At 38.7% G+C, this 19,222-nt stretch carries 22 protein-coding genes and 1 pseudogene; 3 read left to right on the top strand and 20 right to left on the bottom strand.

Going from position 1 to position 19,222, the window contains the following annotated elements:
- Positions 1-213 (top strand): hypothetical protein (locus tag J7338_RS19825; protein ID WP_210798687.1); only part of this gene is annotated, 213 nt, incomplete at its 5' end.
- A gap of 125 nt (positions 214-338) precedes the next feature.
- Here the strand turns inward: J7338_RS19825 and gap are convergent.
- The 5 genes from gap to glk all read right to left on the bottom strand — a co-directional run bounded on the left by gap (position 339) and on the right by glk (position 6,393).
- Positions 339-1,343 carry a type I glyceraldehyde-3-phosphate dehydrogenase gene (gap, locus tag J7338_RS19830; RefSeq protein ID WP_210798688.1) on the bottom strand — a complete coding sequence of 335 codons (1,005 nt, stop codon included), beginning with the start codon at positions 1,341-1,343 and terminating at the stop codon, positions 339-341.
- 18 nt (positions 1,344-1,361) lie between these two features.
- Positions 1,362-1,982, bottom strand: a complete 621-nt coding sequence (gene eda / locus J7338_RS19835) for a bifunctional 4-hydroxy-2-oxoglutarate aldolase/2-dehydro-3-deoxy-phosphogluconate aldolase (protein WP_210798689.1) — start codon at positions 1,980-1,982, stop codon at positions 1,362-1,364.
- A 29-nt stretch (positions 1,983-2,011) separates the two neighbouring features.
- On the bottom strand, positions 2,012-3,865 hold the full coding sequence (edd, locus tag J7338_RS19840) for a phosphogluconate dehydratase (RefSeq protein WP_210798690.1): 1,854 nt from the start codon (positions 3,863-3,865) through the stop codon (positions 2,012-2,014).
- A gap of 480 nt (positions 3,866-4,345) precedes the next feature.
- A complete protein-coding gene (locus tag J7338_RS19845) occupies positions 4,346-5,359 on the bottom strand; it encodes a LacI family DNA-binding transcriptional regulator (RefSeq protein ID WP_210798691.1) in 1,014 nt (337 codons plus the stop codon).
- A 35-nt stretch (positions 5,360-5,394) separates the two neighbouring features.
- Positions 5,395-6,393 carry a glucokinase gene (gene glk / locus J7338_RS19850; RefSeq protein WP_210798692.1) on the bottom strand — a complete coding sequence of 333 codons (999 nt, stop codon included), beginning with the start codon at positions 6,391-6,393 and terminating at the stop codon, positions 5,395-5,397.
- Between the two features lie 346 nt (positions 6,394-6,739).
- Here glk and J7338_RS19855 point away from each other — a divergent pair, with 346 nt between their 5' ends.
- Both J7338_RS19855 and J7338_RS19860 read left to right on the top strand, forming a co-directional pair.
- Positions 6,740-7,756 carry a LacI family DNA-binding transcriptional regulator gene (locus J7338_RS19855; protein WP_210798693.1) on the top strand — a complete coding sequence of 339 codons (1,017 nt, stop codon included), beginning with the start codon at positions 6,740-6,742 and terminating at the stop codon, positions 7,754-7,756.
- A 222-nt stretch (positions 7,757-7,978) separates the two neighbouring features.
- Positions 7,979-8,611: a trimeric intracellular cation channel family protein gene (locus J7338_RS19860; RefSeq protein ID WP_210798694.1), complete on the top strand. Its 633-nt coding sequence runs from the start codon at positions 7,979-7,981 to the stop codon at positions 8,609-8,611.
- Between the two features lie 298 nt (positions 8,612-8,909).
- Here the strand turns inward: J7338_RS19860 and J7338_RS19865 are convergent, their stop codons facing one another.
- The 15 genes and pseudogenes from J7338_RS19865 to J7338_RS19940 form a co-directional block, all read right to left on the bottom strand.
- Positions 8,910-9,230 carry a DUF2834 domain-containing protein gene (locus J7338_RS19865; RefSeq protein ID WP_210798695.1) on the bottom strand — a complete coding sequence of 107 codons (321 nt, stop codon included), beginning with the start codon at positions 9,228-9,230 and terminating at the stop codon, positions 8,910-8,912.
- A gap of 184 nt (positions 9,231-9,414) precedes the next feature.
- Entirely contained in the window at positions 9,415-9,981 is a 567-nt protein-coding gene (locus J7338_RS19870) for an undecaprenyl-diphosphatase (RefSeq protein WP_210798696.1), read from the bottom strand.
- A 21-nt stretch (positions 9,982-10,002) separates the two neighbouring features.
- Positions 10,003-10,389, bottom strand: a complete 387-nt coding sequence (locus tag J7338_RS19875) for a DUF7709 family protein (protein WP_210798697.1) — start codon at positions 10,387-10,389, stop codon at positions 10,003-10,005.
- 165 nt (positions 10,390-10,554) lie between these two features.
- A complete protein-coding gene (locus tag J7338_RS19880; protein ID WP_210798698.1) occupies positions 10,555-11,010 on the bottom strand; it encodes a GNAT family N-acetyltransferase in 456 nt (151 codons plus the stop codon).
- A gap of 228 nt (positions 11,011-11,238) precedes the next feature.
- On the bottom strand, positions 11,239-11,571 hold the full coding sequence (locus J7338_RS19885; protein ID WP_210798699.1) for a hypothetical protein: 333 nt from the start codon (positions 11,569-11,571) through the stop codon (positions 11,239-11,241).
- Between the two features lie 147 nt (positions 11,572-11,718).
- A complete protein-coding gene (locus J7338_RS19890) occupies positions 11,719-12,075 on the bottom strand; it encodes a hypothetical protein (RefSeq protein ID WP_210798700.1) in 357 nt (118 codons plus the stop codon).
- Positions 12,062-12,493: a hypothetical protein gene (locus J7338_RS19895; RefSeq protein ID WP_210798701.1), complete on the bottom strand. Its 432-nt coding sequence runs from the start codon at positions 12,491-12,493 to the stop codon at positions 12,062-12,064. Before J7338_RS19895 ends, J7338_RS19890 begins: the two co-directional genes overlap by 14 nt.
- Positions 12,494-12,628: 135 nt before the next feature.
- A complete protein-coding gene (locus tag J7338_RS19900) occupies positions 12,629-12,994 on the bottom strand; it encodes a hypothetical protein (RefSeq protein WP_210798702.1) in 366 nt (121 codons plus the stop codon).
- A complete protein-coding gene (locus J7338_RS19905) occupies positions 12,994-13,962 on the bottom strand; it encodes a hypothetical protein (protein WP_210798703.1) in 969 nt (322 codons plus the stop codon). The genes J7338_RS19900 and J7338_RS19905 overlap by 1 nt, the downstream gene beginning before the upstream one ends.
- Positions 13,963-14,251: 289 nt before the next feature.
- Entirely contained in the window at positions 14,252-14,617 is a 366-nt protein-coding gene (locus tag J7338_RS19910; RefSeq protein ID WP_210798704.1) for a hypothetical protein, read from the bottom strand.
- Positions 14,617-15,639 carry a hypothetical protein gene (locus J7338_RS19915; protein ID WP_210798705.1) on the bottom strand — a complete coding sequence of 341 codons (1,023 nt, stop codon included), beginning with the start codon at positions 15,637-15,639 and terminating at the stop codon, positions 14,617-14,619. The genes J7338_RS19910 and J7338_RS19915 overlap by 1 nt, the downstream gene beginning before the upstream one ends.
- A 256-nt stretch (positions 15,640-15,895) precedes the next feature.
- Positions 15,896-16,628 (bottom strand): annotated as a pseudogene (locus tag J7338_RS19925) (hypothetical protein); the annotation flags it as partial.
- A gap of 291 nt (positions 16,629-16,919) precedes the next feature.
- Positions 16,920-17,516 (bottom strand): hypothetical protein, encoded by a 597-nt coding sequence (locus J7338_RS19930; RefSeq protein WP_210798706.1) that lies wholly within the window; start codon positions 17,514-17,516, stop codon positions 16,920-16,922.
- A gap of 125 nt (positions 17,517-17,641) precedes the next feature.
- Positions 17,642-18,112 (bottom strand): hypothetical protein, encoded by a 471-nt coding sequence (locus J7338_RS19935; RefSeq protein ID WP_055011876.1) that lies wholly within the window; start codon positions 18,110-18,112, stop codon positions 17,642-17,644.
- The gene (locus tag J7338_RS19940; protein WP_210798707.1) at positions 18,112-19,005 is read right to left on the bottom strand and encodes a DUF4747 family protein; all 894 of its coding nucleotides are present in this window, start codon (positions 19,003-19,005) and stop codon (positions 18,112-18,114) included. Before J7338_RS19940 ends, J7338_RS19935 begins: the two co-directional genes overlap by 1 nt.
- Positions 19,006-19,222: the final 217 nt, after the last annotated feature.

Here is a 19,222-nt window from a genome sequence, read left to right on the forward strand (position 1 = left end):
CTTAAATTATCTGTCTTGTTTAAAGGCAGAAGAGAAAAAGCCAGTAAAATGAATAAACTCGTTAATTTACTTATTTATCTATTAATATTTACTGCTATAGCCTATCACTGGCTTTCATCTTCAGCTGATACTAGGCAAGCTATGTTTTATGGACTCGTAAGTGTATTTCCAATTTTAGTATGTCGAATTCTTTTTAAGATATGGAAAAAATAGCCTTATATATTTCTTTTTAGGGTTTTGCATTTACCCCCTTAGTTTACATTTTAGTTAACGACAACTAAAAAAGCCACGCAATGCGTGGCTTGGCTGGATAAAGTAAATTTAACTACACGGAAAAATTATAAATAAGCACCCAGCGCTTTAACTTGATCTAACATGCGGTTTGAGAAACCCCATTCGTTGTCGTACCACGCCATTACTTTAACCAATTTACCATCAGCACGCGTTTGCGTTGCATCAAAAATAGATGATGCTGGGTTATGGTTAAAGTCGATAGAAACAAGCGGCAGCTCATTGTACTCTAAAATACCTTTCATAGAGCCAAACGCAGCATCTTTAACTACTTGGTTAATTTCTTCAATGCTTGTGTCACGCTTAGCAATAAACGTTAAATCTACTAACGACACATTAATTGTTGGTACACGTACCGCCATGCCATCTAGTTTACCAGCAAGCTCAGGTAACACTAAACCAACTGCTTTAGCTGCACCCGTTTTAGTTGGGATCATAGACTGTGTTGCACTACGCGCGCGGTATAGATCTGGGTGATATACATCTGACAAGTTTTGGTCATTCGTGTAAGCGTGGATTGTCGTCATGCTACCTTGCTCAATACCTACTGTATCGTTAATTGCTTTGGCAATTGGTGCTAAACAGTTAGTTGTACATGAAGCATTAGAAATAATGTTGCTATCTGCAGTGATCACACCACTGTTTACACCGTGAACAACGGTTGCATCTAAATCAGTACCAGGGGCTGAAACGATTACTTTTTTCGCGCCCGCTGTAATATGCTTTGCAGCATCTTCACGCTTAGTGAAAAAACCCGTACATTCTAAAACGATATCAACGTTTAATGCTTTCCATGGAAGATTAGCAGGGTCGCGTTCTTGGGTAAGAGTAATAACGTCGTCGCCAATCAACATGGTGTTATCAGCAAGCGTTACTTTATGAGAAAATTGCCCATGCACTGAATCATATTGTGTTAAATGTGCATTAACATTAGCCGGTGCTAAGTCGTTAATTGCGACAATTTTAATTTCATTATTTTGTGCAGACTCATAAAGCGCGCGTAAAACATTGCGACCAATACGGCCATAGCCATTAATTGCTACATTAATCATTTCAAAACTCCACTTAAATTATTTAACTTCACTTGCTTGGCGAGCAAGCGCTTCAATAGCTTGCCAGTCTTTATTTTCAATTAGTTGTTTATCTAGCATCCATGTACCACCTACACAAATAACATTACTAAGTGCTAAATAATTAGGTGCGGTTGCTAGGCTAATACCACCGGTTGGACAAAATGTCAGTTGTGGTAATGGCCCACCAATCGATTTAAGCATCGCAGTGCCGCCCGCAGCCTCCGCTGGAAAGAACTTTAAAAACTTAAATCCGTGACTGGCCAATTTCATTACTTCGCTTGGCGTTGCGGCACCCGGTAAAAATGGAATATCAGTGCCTTTTACCAATGCTAAAAGCTCATCACTTACACCTGGGCTCACCATAAAATCAGCACCTGCAGCAACTGATGCATCAAAGCTTGCTTTGTCTACCACAGTACCTGTGCCAACATAGGCTTCTGGTACTTCTGCTTTCATTAGCTTTATAGCTTCAGCAGCAATTGGTGTACGCAGTGTAATTTCAAGTGCTTTTAAACCGCCGTTATATAGCGCTCTTGCTAGTGGCGCTGCATCCTCTAAATTATCAATGACCACCACTGGCACTACCGGTGCCGATGATAATATTTTTTCTATGCTCATAGTGTGTTCCTCATACCCAGTTTGGCGAATTATTGTTCTACTCCAAAGGCGCTAGCGCCCATGTCTGCACTACTTACGATATTTCTAAATCCTGTGAACAACTCACGGCCCGTACCAAACGTTAAGCTAGGTACACTAAGCTGTAATTCACGTTGTGCTAATTCTTCATCACTTACATGTACTTTTAAGATACCTGCTGGTGCATCAAGAGTGATTAGATCACCTTCCTGAATCTTAGCAATAATGCCGCCTTCAACAGCCTCTGGTGCTAAGTGGATTGCCGCTGGCACTTTACCTGATGCACCTGACATACGACCATCAGTTACGATCGCTACCCTGTAACCTTCATCTTGCAAGGTTGCCATTACTGGCGTGAGCTTATGCAGCTCTGGCATACCTTTGGCTTTTGGACCTTGCTCTTTCAGTACAGCAATAAAGTCTTGGTTCAACTCACCGCGTGTATAGGCTTCTTGTAATGCACTTTGTGAAGCAAATACTTTTGCAGGTGCCGTAACAACTTGATGCTCAACCGCAACCGCAGACACTTTGATCACGGCTTTACCTAAGTTACCAGTTAATAACTGTAAGCCACCTTGCTTACTGAATGGGTTGTTAATTGGACGAAGTACATCTTCGTCTAATGAATTCTCTGGACACGACACCCATTTAACTTTACTTGGGCCGGTTGCGCTCGTCATGATCAGGTTACTATCAGTATCTAAACGTGGTTCTTGGGTATAGGCTTCGAGACCTTCGCCAACAATGGTTTTAACGTCATTGTGCAAGAATCCTGCACCAACGAGTTCTCTCATAAGGAAACCCATGCCGCCTGCAGCTTGGAAATGATTTACATCAGCAGAACCATTTGGATAAATACGTGTTAGCAGTGGCACCACTTCTGATAAGTCCGACATATCTTTCCATGTCAGCTCAACGCCTGCCGCTTTGGCAATTGCCACTAAGTGAATTGCATGATTAGTAGAGCCACCAGTTGCTAACAAACCAACCAAACCATTAATAATGGTTTTTTCAGTTACAACATCCGCTAAGCAATTAGCATCTTTACTTTGAATCAATTGTTTAAGCATGGTTTCTACCGCATTACCGGTTAAACCATCACGTAATTCTGTATATGGATTGATGAACGAGCTACCAGGTAGGTGCAAGCCCATAATTTCCATCAACATTTGGTTACTATTTGCAGTACCGTAAAACGTACAAGTACCCGCACTGTGATAAGACGCACTCTCCGCTTCTAACAGCTCATCACGGCTTACTAAGCCTTGAGCAAACTTTTGTCGAATACGGGCTTTTTCTTTGTTTGGAATGCCTGATTGCATCGGACCTGCGGGCAAAAAGTACACAGGTAGATGACCAAATGATAAAGCACCAATTAACAGACCAGGGACAATTTTGTCACACACGCCTAAGCAAAATACGCCATCAAATACATCATGTGATAATGAAATAGCTGTCGACATCGCAATTACATCACGAGAAAAAAGCGATAACTCCATGCCATCACGGCCCTGAGTTACGCCATCACACATGGCTGGCACGCCGCCTGCAACTTGAGCTGTGGCATCGTACTTTGTAGCAATGTCTTTAATTAAATCAGGGTAATCTTTGTATGGTACATGCGCAGAAAGCATATCGTTATATGAATTGATAATCGCTAAATTTGGCTGCTCATCAGCTTTTAAACGTGCTTTATCATCACTGCTACAGGCAGCCATTACGTGAGCAATATTACCGCAACCTAAACCTGAACGAACTCTTGTTTGTTTTTTTGCATAATTAATGCGTTCTAAATAGGCTTGGCGAGTAGCTTTACTGCGTTTAATGACGCGTTCGGTGACTTCTTGAATACGAGGATGTAACATAAAATTCGACTCATCTCTAAGGTTAGAGGATAAAGGCTCAGTGGCAAGTGCATACTCCACGAATGAACTTGCACTGAGCATCTTTGATTTACCCGTTCAAAGGTATACGTTGGCAGGCTGTCTCTCACAATCAACCTGACACCGGTGTCACTGTATTAACGCATGTCAGTGACACCGGTGTCAACCCTATCCAATAAATTTAGTTTAAATATTTTAAATGACCAAATAATGAACGAAAATAATTTTTCATAAGGGGATCTAACTTGGTTGCTAAATTGTGTTGCTGGAGTGCCGGTGAATGTGGGGAGTTATTAGTTTAATACATTGATTAAAGTAAGTTTTTATAATCTAAATCATATTAATCGTGAGTACCTATGAGCGGATAATAAAACCCATATAGCAACAACATGCAGACTGCTTTGTTAAGCAAAAAAATGCCCGAGTAAGCGTCACTCAAACTCGGGCAACTGTGAAAAGCCTTTATCTAACTTGTGCGGTAGACTCGCGTGTAATTAATCGTGCTTCAAGCGTAACCTGATACGGTTGCTCTTGCGGTTCACCAATATGCTCAATCAATTTAGTAACCGCTTGTTTCGTCATTTCCTCTACCGGTTGCGCTATGGTAGTAAGACCAGGCCAAATATGACGAGCAATTGGCGCATTATCAAAACCCGCGATAGAAATATCATCAGGTACTTTAAATTGACGTTGTGTTGCCAATTTTAACACCGCCGCAGCCATATAATCATTTGATGCAAATACCGCAGTTGGACATGGGATTAAGTCTAAAATGCTGCGCGCACTATCGACCCCAGAATGATAACTAAAGTTACCCTCTTCAACCAAACGCTCATTAAATTCAATGCCGTGCATGCTAAGTGCTCTGCGATAACCTTTGAAACGCTGCTCAGTAGCACTGTGATCTGGGTGGCCTTTAATAAACGCGATCGCTTTATGACCAAGCTTAATTAAGTGCTCAGTGATCTCAAATGCGCCCTGCTCATCATTACTGCGTACTGAAATTGAATCGTCTTCAAGCACTGCTGATGCAACGCGTGCATACGGAATTTTTTTACTTTTGAGAAAATCGACTAATACCTTAAAATCTGAAAATGGCGGCGTCAATACCAATCCATCAAGACGAGAAGATTGTAGTAAATGCTCAATATTACTGATCAACGCATCACCACGTAAATCACATGGGTGGATCAACAAGTTATATTTGTTTTCTTGGCACGCAGCAAGTGCACCGGTTTGCACCCGAGTGATATAACTTTTACTCGGGTTATCGTAAATGCAACCAATAATAAAACTGCGATTTTGCGCCAAACCGCGGGCGATCGGGTTAGGAGTGTAATCGAGCTCTTTAAAAACCTTAAGAACTTTTTCACGCGTTGCATCACTAACATTAGGTTCATTATTTAAAACCCGAGACACGGTTTTTTTAGAGACCCCGGCATAACTTGCAACACTATTTATAGTAACTTTCTTCATCCAACCTTCCCAAAAACACCCCTATGCGCGATGTATTATGACTGCTCATTGACGTACAAACATGCAGCAGCACCAATAAGTGGAATATTATCTTGTGTGACTAACGTCACTGGTATTTGGCTCACATACTGCGACATGATCCCTTTCGCACCAAAACGCTCAACAAAACGACTAGCAAGTAAACGCGCTTGCATACGCGGTAAAATACCCCCACCAATATACACACCACCTAACGCACCAAATGCCAGTGCTAAGTCGCCTGCGACACTGCCAATCCAATCACAAAATTGATTTAATGTCGCATCGCAAATAGCACATTCACCGCTATTTGCTAATTCGCTAATTTGTGCCGCTGTTAGATTTTTAGCATCGACACCTTTTGCAGCTGCCATTGCTTGATACAAATGAGCAATACCCGGCCCTGAAAATACCGTTTCAACCGATACATGTGGCAATAGCTTACGTAATTCAATGATCAGCTGAGTATCTAATTCGCTCACTGACGCCAACGTTATATGCCCACCTTCACAACTCAAAACAGCACTTGATTGACTAGTACGCACTAAACACGCAGCACCAAAACCAGTACCGGGACCCATAACTGCAATATTTGCATCAGTATCGGCTTGTCCTGCTTTAACTGCAATGTTTTGTTGTGGATCTAAATAAGGTGCAGCATAGGCAAACGCAGCGAAATCGTTGATCACTTCCAGTTGAGCTAAATTAAACTCAGCTTTTACTTGCGCCACACTAAAGTGCCACCCTAAATTAGTTAAATGTACTTGGCCGACTTTTATTGGCCCAGCTACGGCTAAACACGCGCGGCGAGGTTGAATATGACTAACTTGAGATAAATAATGCGTTATCGCCGCTTCCAATGAACCAAAATTGGCACTGGGGAACGTAATATTATACTCAATAACAAATTGTTTTTTTTGTAGGTCAAAAGCAGTAATTAAAGCAAAACGGGCATTCGTGCCGCCGATGTCGGCCACTAAGATAGGATCGAATTCTGAATTTGGCTTGGAGTTCATCGTGTTTTCTCTTTTGTCTAAGCGGTTTATATACATATACTTAGCTATAACCGTACTTATTATTGTAATTTCAATGGTCTTGCTATCGCTATAAGCTAAACTTTGAGCTATCACCTCAAAGTAGTTACTCTAGTATAAAAAAATGCTGCCCAACTAAATGGGCAGCCAATACGTTTTGACAACAAAATGATAAAACACCCGCATTATGACACCGGTGTCAGGGTTGAATCAATAAAAATTTTAGATTACTGATAAATTACTGATAAATAGCTTGTAAAAATCAGTAAATAAACGAGAATAACACGAGTTATTTGCACTTTAGTTACTTGAAATAGTTAGGTTGTGTATGAAAGGTAAAGCTACATCGTTTGATATTGCACACTACGCAGGGGTATCACAATCCACTGTCTCGCGCGCCTTGCGCAATAGTCCATTGGTGAATGAAGAAACCCGCAAACGTGTTTTTGAGGTAGCCAAACAGCTTAACTACAAAGTCGACAAAAATGCGAGTAACCTTCGAACTCAACAAAGTAGTACATTAGCTTTGTTACTGTTTGAAGATCCCACAGCTGATGAGTCACAAATCAATCCGTTTTTTTTAGCTATGCTAGGCAGCATAACGCGTGCCTGCGCAAAAGAAGGGTATGACTTATTAGTCTCATTTCAGTCTGCAAGCTCAGATTGGCAAGCGGACTACGAAGACAGTCACCGTGCTGACGGTATTATTTTATTAGGTTATGGCGATTACATTGATTTTCAGCCTAAGTTTAATACCTTACTTGAACAAAACACCAAATTTGTATGCTGGGGAGCAACGGTAGATAATCGTGCCGACTTAACAATTAGCTGTGATAACTATGGCGGTGGCCAACTTGCTGCTACGCATTTTATTGCCCATAGCCGTACAGACTGTGCGTTTATTGGTGATGCATCGGATCATAGCCCTGAATTTTTTGCTCGCTTTAATGGCTTTAAAGACGAGTTACAACAACATGCAATTACCTTAAGTGAGCGAAAAATAGCGAATGCGATTTCAACCGAAGAGTCTGGTTATCATGCCACGCGTTCGCTTATCGCCAACAATATTACCTTTAATGCCCTTTTTGCTGCAAGCGATCTCATTGCTATAGGCGCAATACGTGCCTTAAAGGAAGCCAATATTAGCGTGCCAAAAGATGTAGCAGTAATAGGTTTTGATAATATTTCTATTGCCAGCTATGTAAACCCGCCACTCACAACCATAGAGCAAAACACCACAATTGCAGGACAAATGCTAGTTGAAAACTTGCTAAAACTAATTCGTGGTGAACAAGTACAAAGCACCCTACTAACGCCACGATTAATTGCGCGAGGTTCCAGCTAAACACATACATTTTATTACATTGCTCACGGTCTTTGTCCTTATTTTTTACACCCACCACCCAAGAAAACAAACCATTAACAACCAGTTCACGCAATGTTTTCACATTAGTTTTTTTTATCTGAAATTGAACGTTTTTAGTGTAATTTCTCACTCGTCTTTTTATTAGTTTCTCTCTACAATCGCACTCCTGTTTTTGCTCTTAAAAATTCAAGTGAATATATTATGCTATTAACGATTGTTTATATTATTGGTATTACAGCCGAAGCCATGACCGGTGCGCTAAGCGCAGGGCGAAGAAACATGGATTGGTTTGGGGTTATGTTAGTAGCCAGTGCCACTGCAATTGGTGGTGGTAGCGTACGCGATATTTTACTTGGCAATTACCCTTTAACTTGGGTAAAACATCCAGAATATTTATTGATCACTTGCATGGCCGGTATTATTACAACTTGGCTTGCAAAATGGGTGGTTAAATTTAAAGGCATTTTTATGCGTTTAGATGCCTTAGGGCTTGCCGCATTTAGTATTATTGGCTGCCAAGTGGGGCTTAATATGGGTTTGCACTATGGTATTTGTGTAGTCGCTGCTATTGTTACCGGCGTATTTGGTGGATTATTACGTGATTTAATTTGTCGCCAAGCGCCGCTAGTATTACATCATGAGCTTTACGCCAGCGTAGCGCTGATTGTAGCTTGTTTATATCTAGCACTACACCACTACAACATTGATGACAACATCAGCGTTATTACAAGCCTAGTTGTAGGGTATTTAATACGCATGGCATCTGTACGCTTCAAATGGCGCTTACCTACGTTTAGTTTATTAGAACCAGCTAATTTGAAAAATGAACAGTAAAGGCAGTCGTTAATTAATGCATCCTGCAAATACGAGTGGTCGTATTACGTTTATAGAAGCAAAAGCGGGAACCATGAAGTGAGATAGATTTATATTAGAGTCCAGATTATTTAATAATTATAAGCTTACTCTGAGCCTAGCCAGGGTGTTAACATTATATCTGCTAACATCTTGGCGTACCTATCGATATGCAATACGATAGGTACGCCAAGATGTTCTTAAATTCAATACTAAATAGATAACAAAATGTGGGAAGCATCAGATGCTTAAAAATAGCTATTGGCGCCATACTTATTTGTTAGGACTGTAATTCAAGTGACTGCTTTTCTTTGAGGTAAAGATAAAGTGGAAGCCCAAACGACACACCCACAAACAACGTGCCCAGCACAGCAAAATATCGATATGTCACTTTATTTCTGTGACCATCGACAATGATAAACCCCAACAAAACAACGGCAGACACTACAACATCAAGCCAAGCAAATATGCTAATAGAATTTGCCATCACGTCATTAAACAAGAGAGCAATATCAAAACCATTGGTAACTAGCCAAGGAACAAAAGCCCCATAGGGGAGTAAAATACCTAACAAAGCCAACACCAGATAAAACCTAACCATTTCACCACCCTTACAACTATTTTTAGTAAGCCCTAATGGATCTGTAGAAAATTGGTTGACCAGTGCAATCAAATTTCAATTATTGAAGTCGATCATTTTTGCATTGCTGGTAACATTTAATGATTTTAAATTAGCCATCATTGTATAAAAACGACCAAAAAGAATACAAATGCAACTGACAGAGTTAAGGCTTATATGTGTTACGCATTTTACACACCAAATAATTTAAAATAAAACAGGTTTTACTTTGTAATTTAAATACAACCACGGAAGAAAATATTGCCACCCAAATAGCACCTAAAATATCTAAAGGGTAATGAACGCCAACAAAAACCCTCGATAAGCCGCTGATTAAGCTAAGCGAGCATAAAATGGCACCTATGCCCCTAGTTGAGCTATTGAAAAGCAACATGACGGATATAGAGAAAATAAAAGTAGTGTGATCTGAAGGGAATGAAGAATCTGGCGCATGCTCCACCAATTGCGTACCTATACCATCCATAAATGGACGTGAATGGTAATAAAAAAGAGAAATAACATAGCTCGTTAACATACAAAGTAACACAGATAACCCAGCATTTAAGCTAGACCTTTTTCTTTCTATATTAACATCAAACCATAGGTAGAGCATTACGAACATAAAAACGTAAGGCATCACCTCTGCTGCGCCTATTAAAACAGCATCTAAAATACTACTTTTTCCTGCATATTGATTTATGAAAAGAAAAATTGATACATTGAATTCTTCCATTTAATTAACTCTGAGATCCATTTACTTAGTTGCCGTTCGAAGCGCGACAGCGCCTTGGATGGTCAACTGCCGTGATGATTTGTTTGCTTTTCTCGCGAGATATTTTTTAGCACACCGACCAACGAAACTCCGCCCGGGGTTTGCACCGCTAATCCATTCATCCAAAGAGAACAAATCGAAAAGTCCCACCTTAATCAAGGTAGGGACAGCAGTTTCAAGTTCTGCCTCTACCTCACCTCGCTCGCCCGAGTTATACAATTCGACGTTACGCAGCATTGTTGCGACCGTGCCCGTTTGTACCCTACTACCGTCCAAAAGAGTAACCGCTGGAAGCTTTTCTCCGTCAGCAACAATCTTCTTATTGATCGCGCCGAGTTGTTCGGTATTTTCTGGTGAATCTTTGAACATAACTAACTCCTTAAAAACTTTCTAGCTAACGAATCTTGTGTCAAGGTAAAAACGAGCTCCTGTAATTAACTCCAAGCGTTTTTAAAGCCTTAGGTAATGCATTTTAAACCCATAAAATTGGCTGTTTTTCTTAAGAAAGAGAACATTACAGCCTCAACGCCGCAATCACGCGCTTGTCGCGTGCATTACTTTGTTAAGTTTGATCTCCATAGGCTGATAGACCAAACCTGCCGACTCTGCTGCTTCGCCCTCGCACTCAAACCCGTATTTCTCATAGGCGGGAATTGAAGATAGGGATGCGCTGACGGTGACAGTTTCAACCTTTGCGTGATTCAGGGCAGATGAAAGCAACTCCCTCCCAATACCTTTTTTCTGTTGTTCAGGACTAATAAAAAACATTGCAACATGACGACCTTCCTTTAGCTCGATCACGCCTTCAATTTTCCCATTCTTTTCAGACACCAATATTAAGTTGTCACCCTTCATTCTGTCAAGAAAAGCATTACTCGCCGCAATTTTCGAAAAGGTTGAAATCCCTTCTTCCGACAATGTGTCTGCAACAGATCGCAAAAACGAAGCCATGCAAGTTGCGCTTACAGCTTCAATATCTTTCTCTTCCATTTTTCTGACAATCACCGAAACCTCCCAGAAACTTAACGAGCCTGTAGAATAACTCGTTTTTAACTTATTTTTATTGATGCATTAACCATAGACGAGTTGCTATTTTGATTCAATCAAGAACTCGCTTTCACATAAAATATAAAAAAGGATTTACTGTTGTTTTAATTGGCATTTTGCAAGGTATTACCGGTATTTAGGTGGCTTATTCGTCAGAGGTAGCAGCTTACCTCAGTTTAACAGCTGCCCTAGAGGCATCGTGGGTACAAAGGCAAATAAGACTTCTTGGATCTCATGAGGGCGCGGCAACGAAATAGCCATTAGACGCCGGATATATGTCATAGGACCGTTACCTTTTTTAGTAAAAAACTCGCTGGCGGAGTGACCATATATGTCTTCTTTAATTTTTTTCACAGCCCCAACAGCTTTGCCACTTTCAACATACTTAGATTTAGTACAGGCTTGAGTATTACCTTCAGAGCAAGCTTTAACAATATTTGCGCTGGCCTCAACGCCCGTTAAAGCAATACCAACATAACCAACTCGTTTAAGGTTTTTTGCCATGTTTGCAAAAATTACAAACCTAATTAATGAGCTAAATCGACACCAGCCATTAACTTATTCATAATTGAACTCCTAAATACAATCTTTACTTCTGTGTATATGTAAGAAGTCCAATTATCTTATAAGTTTATTTTATTGAGCATACACTTAAGTGATAACAGCAGGTATTACCATTAATGCCCCACTAAACATCAACCAAAAAAAAGCAAAAACAAACCACTTTTGAATGTGTTTAGGTACACTCTGCCTTTTTTCAAGCATTCCGTAACGCTTAGCATGAAAGGACCAAATAAAAACTGTTGCGTAGTGCAGAATTCCGCTAGCGGATAAAAAGATGTTAAGGCTATAAAACCTAACATCATCATCAAGAGTTTCTTCGAGTAATGTTAACCACTTACTCTTTAAGTAAATAACCAAACCAATCCAAATAAAAATACCTACACAACCAGCGAAAAACAAATATGCTGAAATGACTTGAATGGAAGATAGATCAATTAATTGCATTAGTACAAGTGACCAACTTTAGCCTAACCCCAAATGCACAATCAATGCAGCAATGCAGCAATGCAGCAATGCAGCAATGCAGCAATGCAGCAATGCAGCATAAAACAAACATAACCATAAACAAGCAATAATAGACGATAAACCATCGCTGCACACTTTTAGGTACTAACTGTCTTTTATCAAATAAGTCATACCGCTTTGCATGTCTGCCCCAAAAGAAAACAGTAGCGTAATGCAATATTCCCATTCCAGCTGTTAGTATATTTAATGAATAAAAAGTCTTACCATCATCAAGAATTTTTTCCACATTTTTTAATTTTCTATTTTTAATAAAAAACAGCATCGGTGTTAATATTATAAAAAATAAAATAAAAATAGTAAGCCCTAAAGCGACTACAAAGAAATCGGGAAGGCTCATTATTTTTCCTTAACACTGTAAATACTTTCTCCAACACCTCTCCTAGGAGTAAATTTAGTGTTACTGTTTTTATTTTTCTATAAAATCGGCCGCTTGGTTAATCTTTGTGCAAGCTCACAATTACTTGATGAGCCATCATGTTTTGTCGAATCCAAAATGCATCACCAAACAAAACAACACAAATACAAATAACATCAGCATAAATAAAATGTAGTAGCCAATAAACCAGCGCTGAATATCTTTAGGCACTTCTTTTCGTTTTTCATATAAATCATATCGCTTTGCGTACCAATCAAAAAAGAAAGCAGTGCCGTAATGTAATATCCCCACACTAGCGGCAAACGTATTCATTAAATAAAAAGATTTACCGTTATCAAGAATAGGTTCAACTATCGGCAATTTTTTACTTTTGATAAAAAATAACAAAGGAAATAAAAATAAAAAGAATCCCACTAAAAATGAAAACATTAAAGAGAGAGCGAGTATTTCTAATAGCGTCATTATTTTTCAGTAACCTCATAAAGCAATGTTCCACCTACTTCACCATATTTACTACCTACCGCAGCCCCCCCTATACCTGCTGTTGCCCCAGCAACAATAGCACACCAAAATGCACTAGTTCCTGCGGATGGGGCACCAAAAATAAGATTGCAACCTCCATAAGTAGCGACAAAGCTTCCAGCAAGTAGTCCGCCACCAACTGCCCCAATAGCTTTGCCACTTTCAACATACTTAGATTTAGTACAGGCTTTAGTATTACCTTCAGAGCAAGCTTTCACAATATTTGCACTGGCCTCAACACCCGTTAACGCAATACCAACATAGCCAACTCGTTTAAGGTTTTTTGCCATGTTTGCAACAGTTTTATAATTTTCTGCAAAATGCGGAATACTTTGTGCAACCCCACCTTGTGACTTCCAATGGTGGATCATACTTTTAGAACTCAACCCCAAGTTTTGACGAATATTGCCAGCGGCTAAACTACCTCCTAACGTGGGCTGAGCAAATCGACTAAGCGCTGTATCTAATCGGGTAAACATCTGTTTTCGTCTTTGTAAAAACTGTGAATTTTTTAAACTTCCATGGCGATTGGAACTATTTACATAAGCAGTCTCTAAATCAGTTAGAATAGTTTTGACTTGCGTAACATGAGTCGTCCATGAGTTATTAGCAACACCTAAAAGCATGCCATTATATTTTGCTACATTGCTAAGTAACTCATAGCGCTTAGCTAATATTTCACGCTCACGTTCATCTAATTCTCGTAGCTTTTTATCTACTTCATCAGCGTATTTCTGAAATTGTTGTTCAAACTCAGTACATTCTTGGCTATTTATAGGAGATATAAGCACTATTTGGCCTGGCTTTGCAAAACCTTCAACTAGGTGAGAATTTACAAACTTAAAATGAGTGAAAGTTTTTTCTGTAGGGGCGTTGTAAAGTACGATAATAAGTGCATCGATGGTCATACGTTTTTCGACAACGTGAATTGCGTAATCATTGGGGGGTAATAAAGCTGTTTGTCATTTTTTATTCCTTAAATTTCATTCATCCGTGTATTAAGTGCTCTAAGCATTACACATTCCTATTTTGAGGTCAAATAGGCCTATTTACTTTTACCCTATAAAAAACCACGGCTGTTAGCTGTGGCTTTAGTGCTATTAATTTTTAAACAAACTTACTTTAGTGCTTTTTCAACCACTGGGTAGTGATCCCATACGTGTTTTTATGCACTCAAGTATTTACTGTGATTAATCATCATGTTTTGTCGAATCCAAAATGCATCACTAAACAAAATAGAATGAGTAAGAAGCTCATAAGCATGAATAAAATATAATATGCTATAAGCCACCATTGTATATCTTTAGGGACTTGCTCTCTTTTTTCATATAAATCATACCGCTTTGCGTGCCACCCCCAAAAAAATACTGTTGCATAATGTAATATTCCCATTCCCGCTGTAAAACCATTAATTAAATAAATAGACTTGCCATCATCTAGTATTCTCTCAGCTATAGGTAACTTTTTGCTCTTAATAAAAAAAAACATAGGCAATAAAATTAAGAAAGAACCCACTACAATTATAAAAATTAAAGCGAGTGTGAAAAGTTCGAGTGTTTCCATTACTTTTCAATAACCTCATATATGAACTCACCACCAGAACCAGCATATTTACTAAGGACTGCTGCACCGCCAATACCACCAGCAGCACCTGCAACGATACCGCACCACAACGCACTTGTTCCCCCTGAAGGAATACTAAACGCTAAAGTACACACTCCATAGGTGGCTAAAAAGCCCCCACCTGCTCCTCCAGCTATAGCCCCAATAGCTTTGCCACTTTCAACATACTTAGCTTTAGTACAAGCTTGAGTATTACCTTCAGTGCAAGCTTTAACAATATTTGCACTGGCCTCAACACCCGTTAAAGCAATACCAACATAACCAACTCGTTTAAGGTTTTTTGCCATGTTTGCAACAGTTTTATAATTTTCTGCAAAATGCGGAATACTTTGTGCAACCCCACCTTGTGACTTCCAGTGATGGATCATACTTTTAGAACTCAACCCCAAGTTTTGACGAATATTGCCAGCAGCTAAACCACCTCCTAATGTGGGCTGAGCAAAGCGACTAAGCGCTGTATCTAATCGAGTAAACATCAGTTTTCGCCTTTGTAAAAACTGTGAATTTTTTAAACTTCCATGGCGATTGTAACTATTTACATAAGCAGTCTCTAAATCAGTTAGAATAGTTTTGACTTGCGTAACATGGGTTGTCCATGAGTTATTAGCAACACCTAAAAGCATGCCATTATATTTTGCTACATTACTAAGCAACTCATAACGCTTAGCTAATATTTCACGCTCACGTTCATCTAATTCTCGTAGTTTTTTATCTACTTCATCAGCGTATTTCTGAAATTGTTGTTCAAATTCAGTACATTCTTGGCTATTTGTAGGAGATATAAGCACTATTTGGCCAGGCTTTGCAAAGCCCTCAACTAGGTGAGAATTTACAAACTTAAAATGAGTGAAAGTTTTTTCTGTAGGGGCATTGTAAAGGACGATGATAAGTGCATCGATGGTCATACGTTTTTCTACAACGTGAATTGCATAATCGTTGGGGGTAACAAAGCTATTTGTCATTTTTTATTCCTTTAATTTCATTCATCCGTGTATTAAAGCCGTTGAGCATTACACATTTCTATTTTGAGGTCAAACATGTCAGTTTACAATACCCCATAAAAACCACGGCAATTTCCGTAGCTCTTATTATTAGTGATTGAACAAACTTATCTTGCAAAAAGGTAAATCAATATTGCCGGTTTGTCATCACGTGTATCCAATACAACACGCCCTTTTAATTCAAAAAGTCCAATGTAAGTTGTAAACTTTTAGGCTACTTGCCTGTTGCTGCACTTTCTAATCGCTTTTTCACGCTGGTATGATTTGATTCTTCGGGGGTGCTGGCTATCTTTGCTCTAATTGGATTTAAATCTACATACGCCATGCAAGCAGCTAGTGCGGCTTCATCTAGCAAGGCTTGTGATTACTCTTTATCGAAGGGAAAGGCCCTTCCCACAAATTTATAGGGAATAAATTTGAATGCCGTTAGGCAGCCCGAAGGGTGAACGCCATGGATGGTAGCGAATAAAATCGACCAGTGCAGTTGTGTTCTTGATTTGCTTTGCGCGCAATACCTTCATTTAACAAGCGCATAAACCAACTGATGCTAGATAGCCGCTCCCGGTATTGTTTTACTGTTTGATTGAAAAAATAAGCTCTGCTTTAGTGAGTTTTTCACCTTGCAGGTATTTTTGCGTTAATAACGTGCCTTTACACACTTTATGCCAACGAATAATAATGGCTTTGTCATTTAGCCTATTGGCCTTTTTATCATCTACATACAGTACTAAATGAGTGTGATTACTCATCACAGCATTAGCACACACATCTATGCAAAATACTTTTACTAAGGCAAGTAGCCTATCTTCTACCAATCCTCTGCGGTGCTCATAAGACTGACCTGTAAAATGGTCTTCTCCGCATAAAAAGGCTCGGCATACACAACGTGAAATACAATGATAATATCGCGTATCAGCCAAACTAACCTGACGCTTTCTTGCAATTGCCATGATGGAACACCCTGCCTATTTATTCATACTGCCTAAAGCATAGTTTGAAACATTGTAAGTACAAAATTAAAGATGGGTGTTAGTTCACTCGTCAAACTTCAAAAATTAGAGTGGATGTCTTGTTTATTTTGAGCGCAGCGACAATAGCTCATTCTTAATTGTCCGAGCGAACTTTAGAGCGAATTGAGGTACTTGTTATGTTTCAACAACGAAGGTCTGGTCTTTTATATGATTAATAATAAACTCAATTGCCTTTTCAACTAGTAGAATGAAGTCCTCAACTGGTTTAGCCTACATGATGTAAAATTGTTTCTGATCAGGGCTTAATTCAATGCATGGGAATTCATTGGTAAAAGTAGTACGTTGTTTATCAATAGCTTTTTGATCTTTCCCACTAAATCGACCATTTTTATGAGCGATAGAATTTCTTAGCTGCTGGAACTTTCCAAATTTTGGTGTGATTTTTTCGACTTCAAGTTTCGGTAAGCTTGCTGACATTTTTAAGTAACTTAATGCTTTCATTATATTACCTGCACCACTAACCTCTTCAAAAGAAAAAGGGATTTTTGCAGAAAACTTTAACTCAGTACAAATTTGAGACAATGTGCTTTCAAAAACAGTATATACAAGAACAATTGATGAATGATACAAGTAGCTTGAAATAGCTTTATGCTCTTGTTCATACATCTCTTGTAGCATCCCTTCTAAATCAGGGTTTGCTAGTGTGTCTTCGTAAATTTTATCAGCTAGTTTTTGCGTCCGTTCATCTACAGATTCAATGGAAAAAGTTAAATAATCTTTCAGATATTTCATTTCAAAATCGAACCGCTCTTTCAATAAGGTAAGTTCGATTGAAATTTCCTTTGTATTTTCTTTTTTAGTAAACACTAGTTCGGATTTCCAATATGAAACATAACGCCTTGCTAAACGCGCGAAAAATTGTTGGCTAAAATAAGCAAGGAACGAGCAAAACCAACTGTTTTTTATCAGTTTAAGCAACTTGTTATAAATTTCTACGTATATAGTTCAACAACTTGCCTAATTTTTTGAGCCGCTAAAATAATTTGGAAAGCAGTTAAACCTGAAATTGATATTGCGGCAATTAATATACAACCTAAAATATTTGATTCCAATTCATTAACTAGCAACCAAATAGAAAAAGCTGCAAAACAGCATAAAATACAAATTAAATATGATGCTACAACTCGATCGTTAATTTTATGAAATGCCCCCCATTCATAAAGGGGTTTATTGGAGGCGTTTTCAAGCGGAGTCGTTATTTTAGATGAAAACTTAAAAGTAAACCCACAAAACAACATTGGTAATGCAGGTATGTACTTCCATATTTCATCATCACTTTTCAGTTTACTTCCGATAAACTCGAATATGAAAGGAAAGTAATAATTAAGCACAAAAACAACTAGTAGCATTAAAAACTCAGGCGAAATAACGCTGAAACGAATTATATCTAATAGCCTTTGCATTAATGCCCCAAGTGTCTTTTATCTTTTATATCATTGAAAATTTCTACCGCTCTAGCATATAAAGCCTCTGGTTCTGGATTTTTATCGAAAGAAAAATTCTTAACCGTTTCAGAAGTTTTAATTGTAACAAAATCATTATCTCTTTTGCCTCTGACAGTTCCATGACCATAACCATCAGCAGCCATTAAAATTGCTGCATCACCAATAGGAAGAGGCACTTCAGAGGTATATTGTTCTTCAGTTGTTTGGTTTGCCGCTCTCTCTATGTGGTAGGCTAAATCTGTATTCAATGGCTGGTTTTCTGGAGAGTCTTCTACCACGGTCATACGATCTGTATTTCGTTTAATTAAATAATCTTTTAGTTCTGCCCATAAACAACCAAACATTGGATTTGGCGGTGAGATTTTTGCGTTAACATGATAAATGCCCTCCAGAGATGAAATTTTGGCAGAGAATGAACGTAAATCAGAAACTAATTCGATATCACAATCAACAAAGAACCTTTGGTATGTTTCTTCAACAATTGAACAGAAACGATTAACGAAAGCTTTTTGCTCGATATGATTGTACACATTGAGAAATGCTATTCCCGAATGTGATGGTATGTATACAAAAGGGCTCGATGCAACTTTTAAATTAGGTTCTATTTGGGTTTCTTCTGTTCTTCTCTTGGTATCTACGATCGTAACTTCACCCAATGGTTTGTACTTACTGAGCCTACCAAAGATGTAATGTTGCCCCATTGTATTTACTTCCTGAACATCTATAAATGTCCATGATGAGCCCCGATAAGATATCGATACAGGTTCGTTGATTGCTTTCATCAACTTTTCTTGGTTTAAAGTACCTAGTTTTAAAACTCGGCCTAAATAATACGTCCCTGAATTAGACACCAAACCCTCCGAAATTTATTATAATTTTATAGTGCGCTCATTGCGCATATCTCTGCCAATATTACGCTAATATATTTATTAATTACTTTTAACAAATAACTTAACTCATTGCCAGCTATAATTATTTCTTGCTACTAAATATAATAATAAAGAAGAAAGTGCGCTCGGCGCGCATTTTCTTGAATATGGGAGCAAAACAACTGGACTGTATACTTAT

Source organism: Pseudoalteromonas ostreae, assembly GCF_018069805.1.
GTDB lineage: Bacteria > Pseudomonadota > Gammaproteobacteria > Enterobacterales > Alteromonadaceae > Pseudoalteromonas > Pseudoalteromonas ostreae.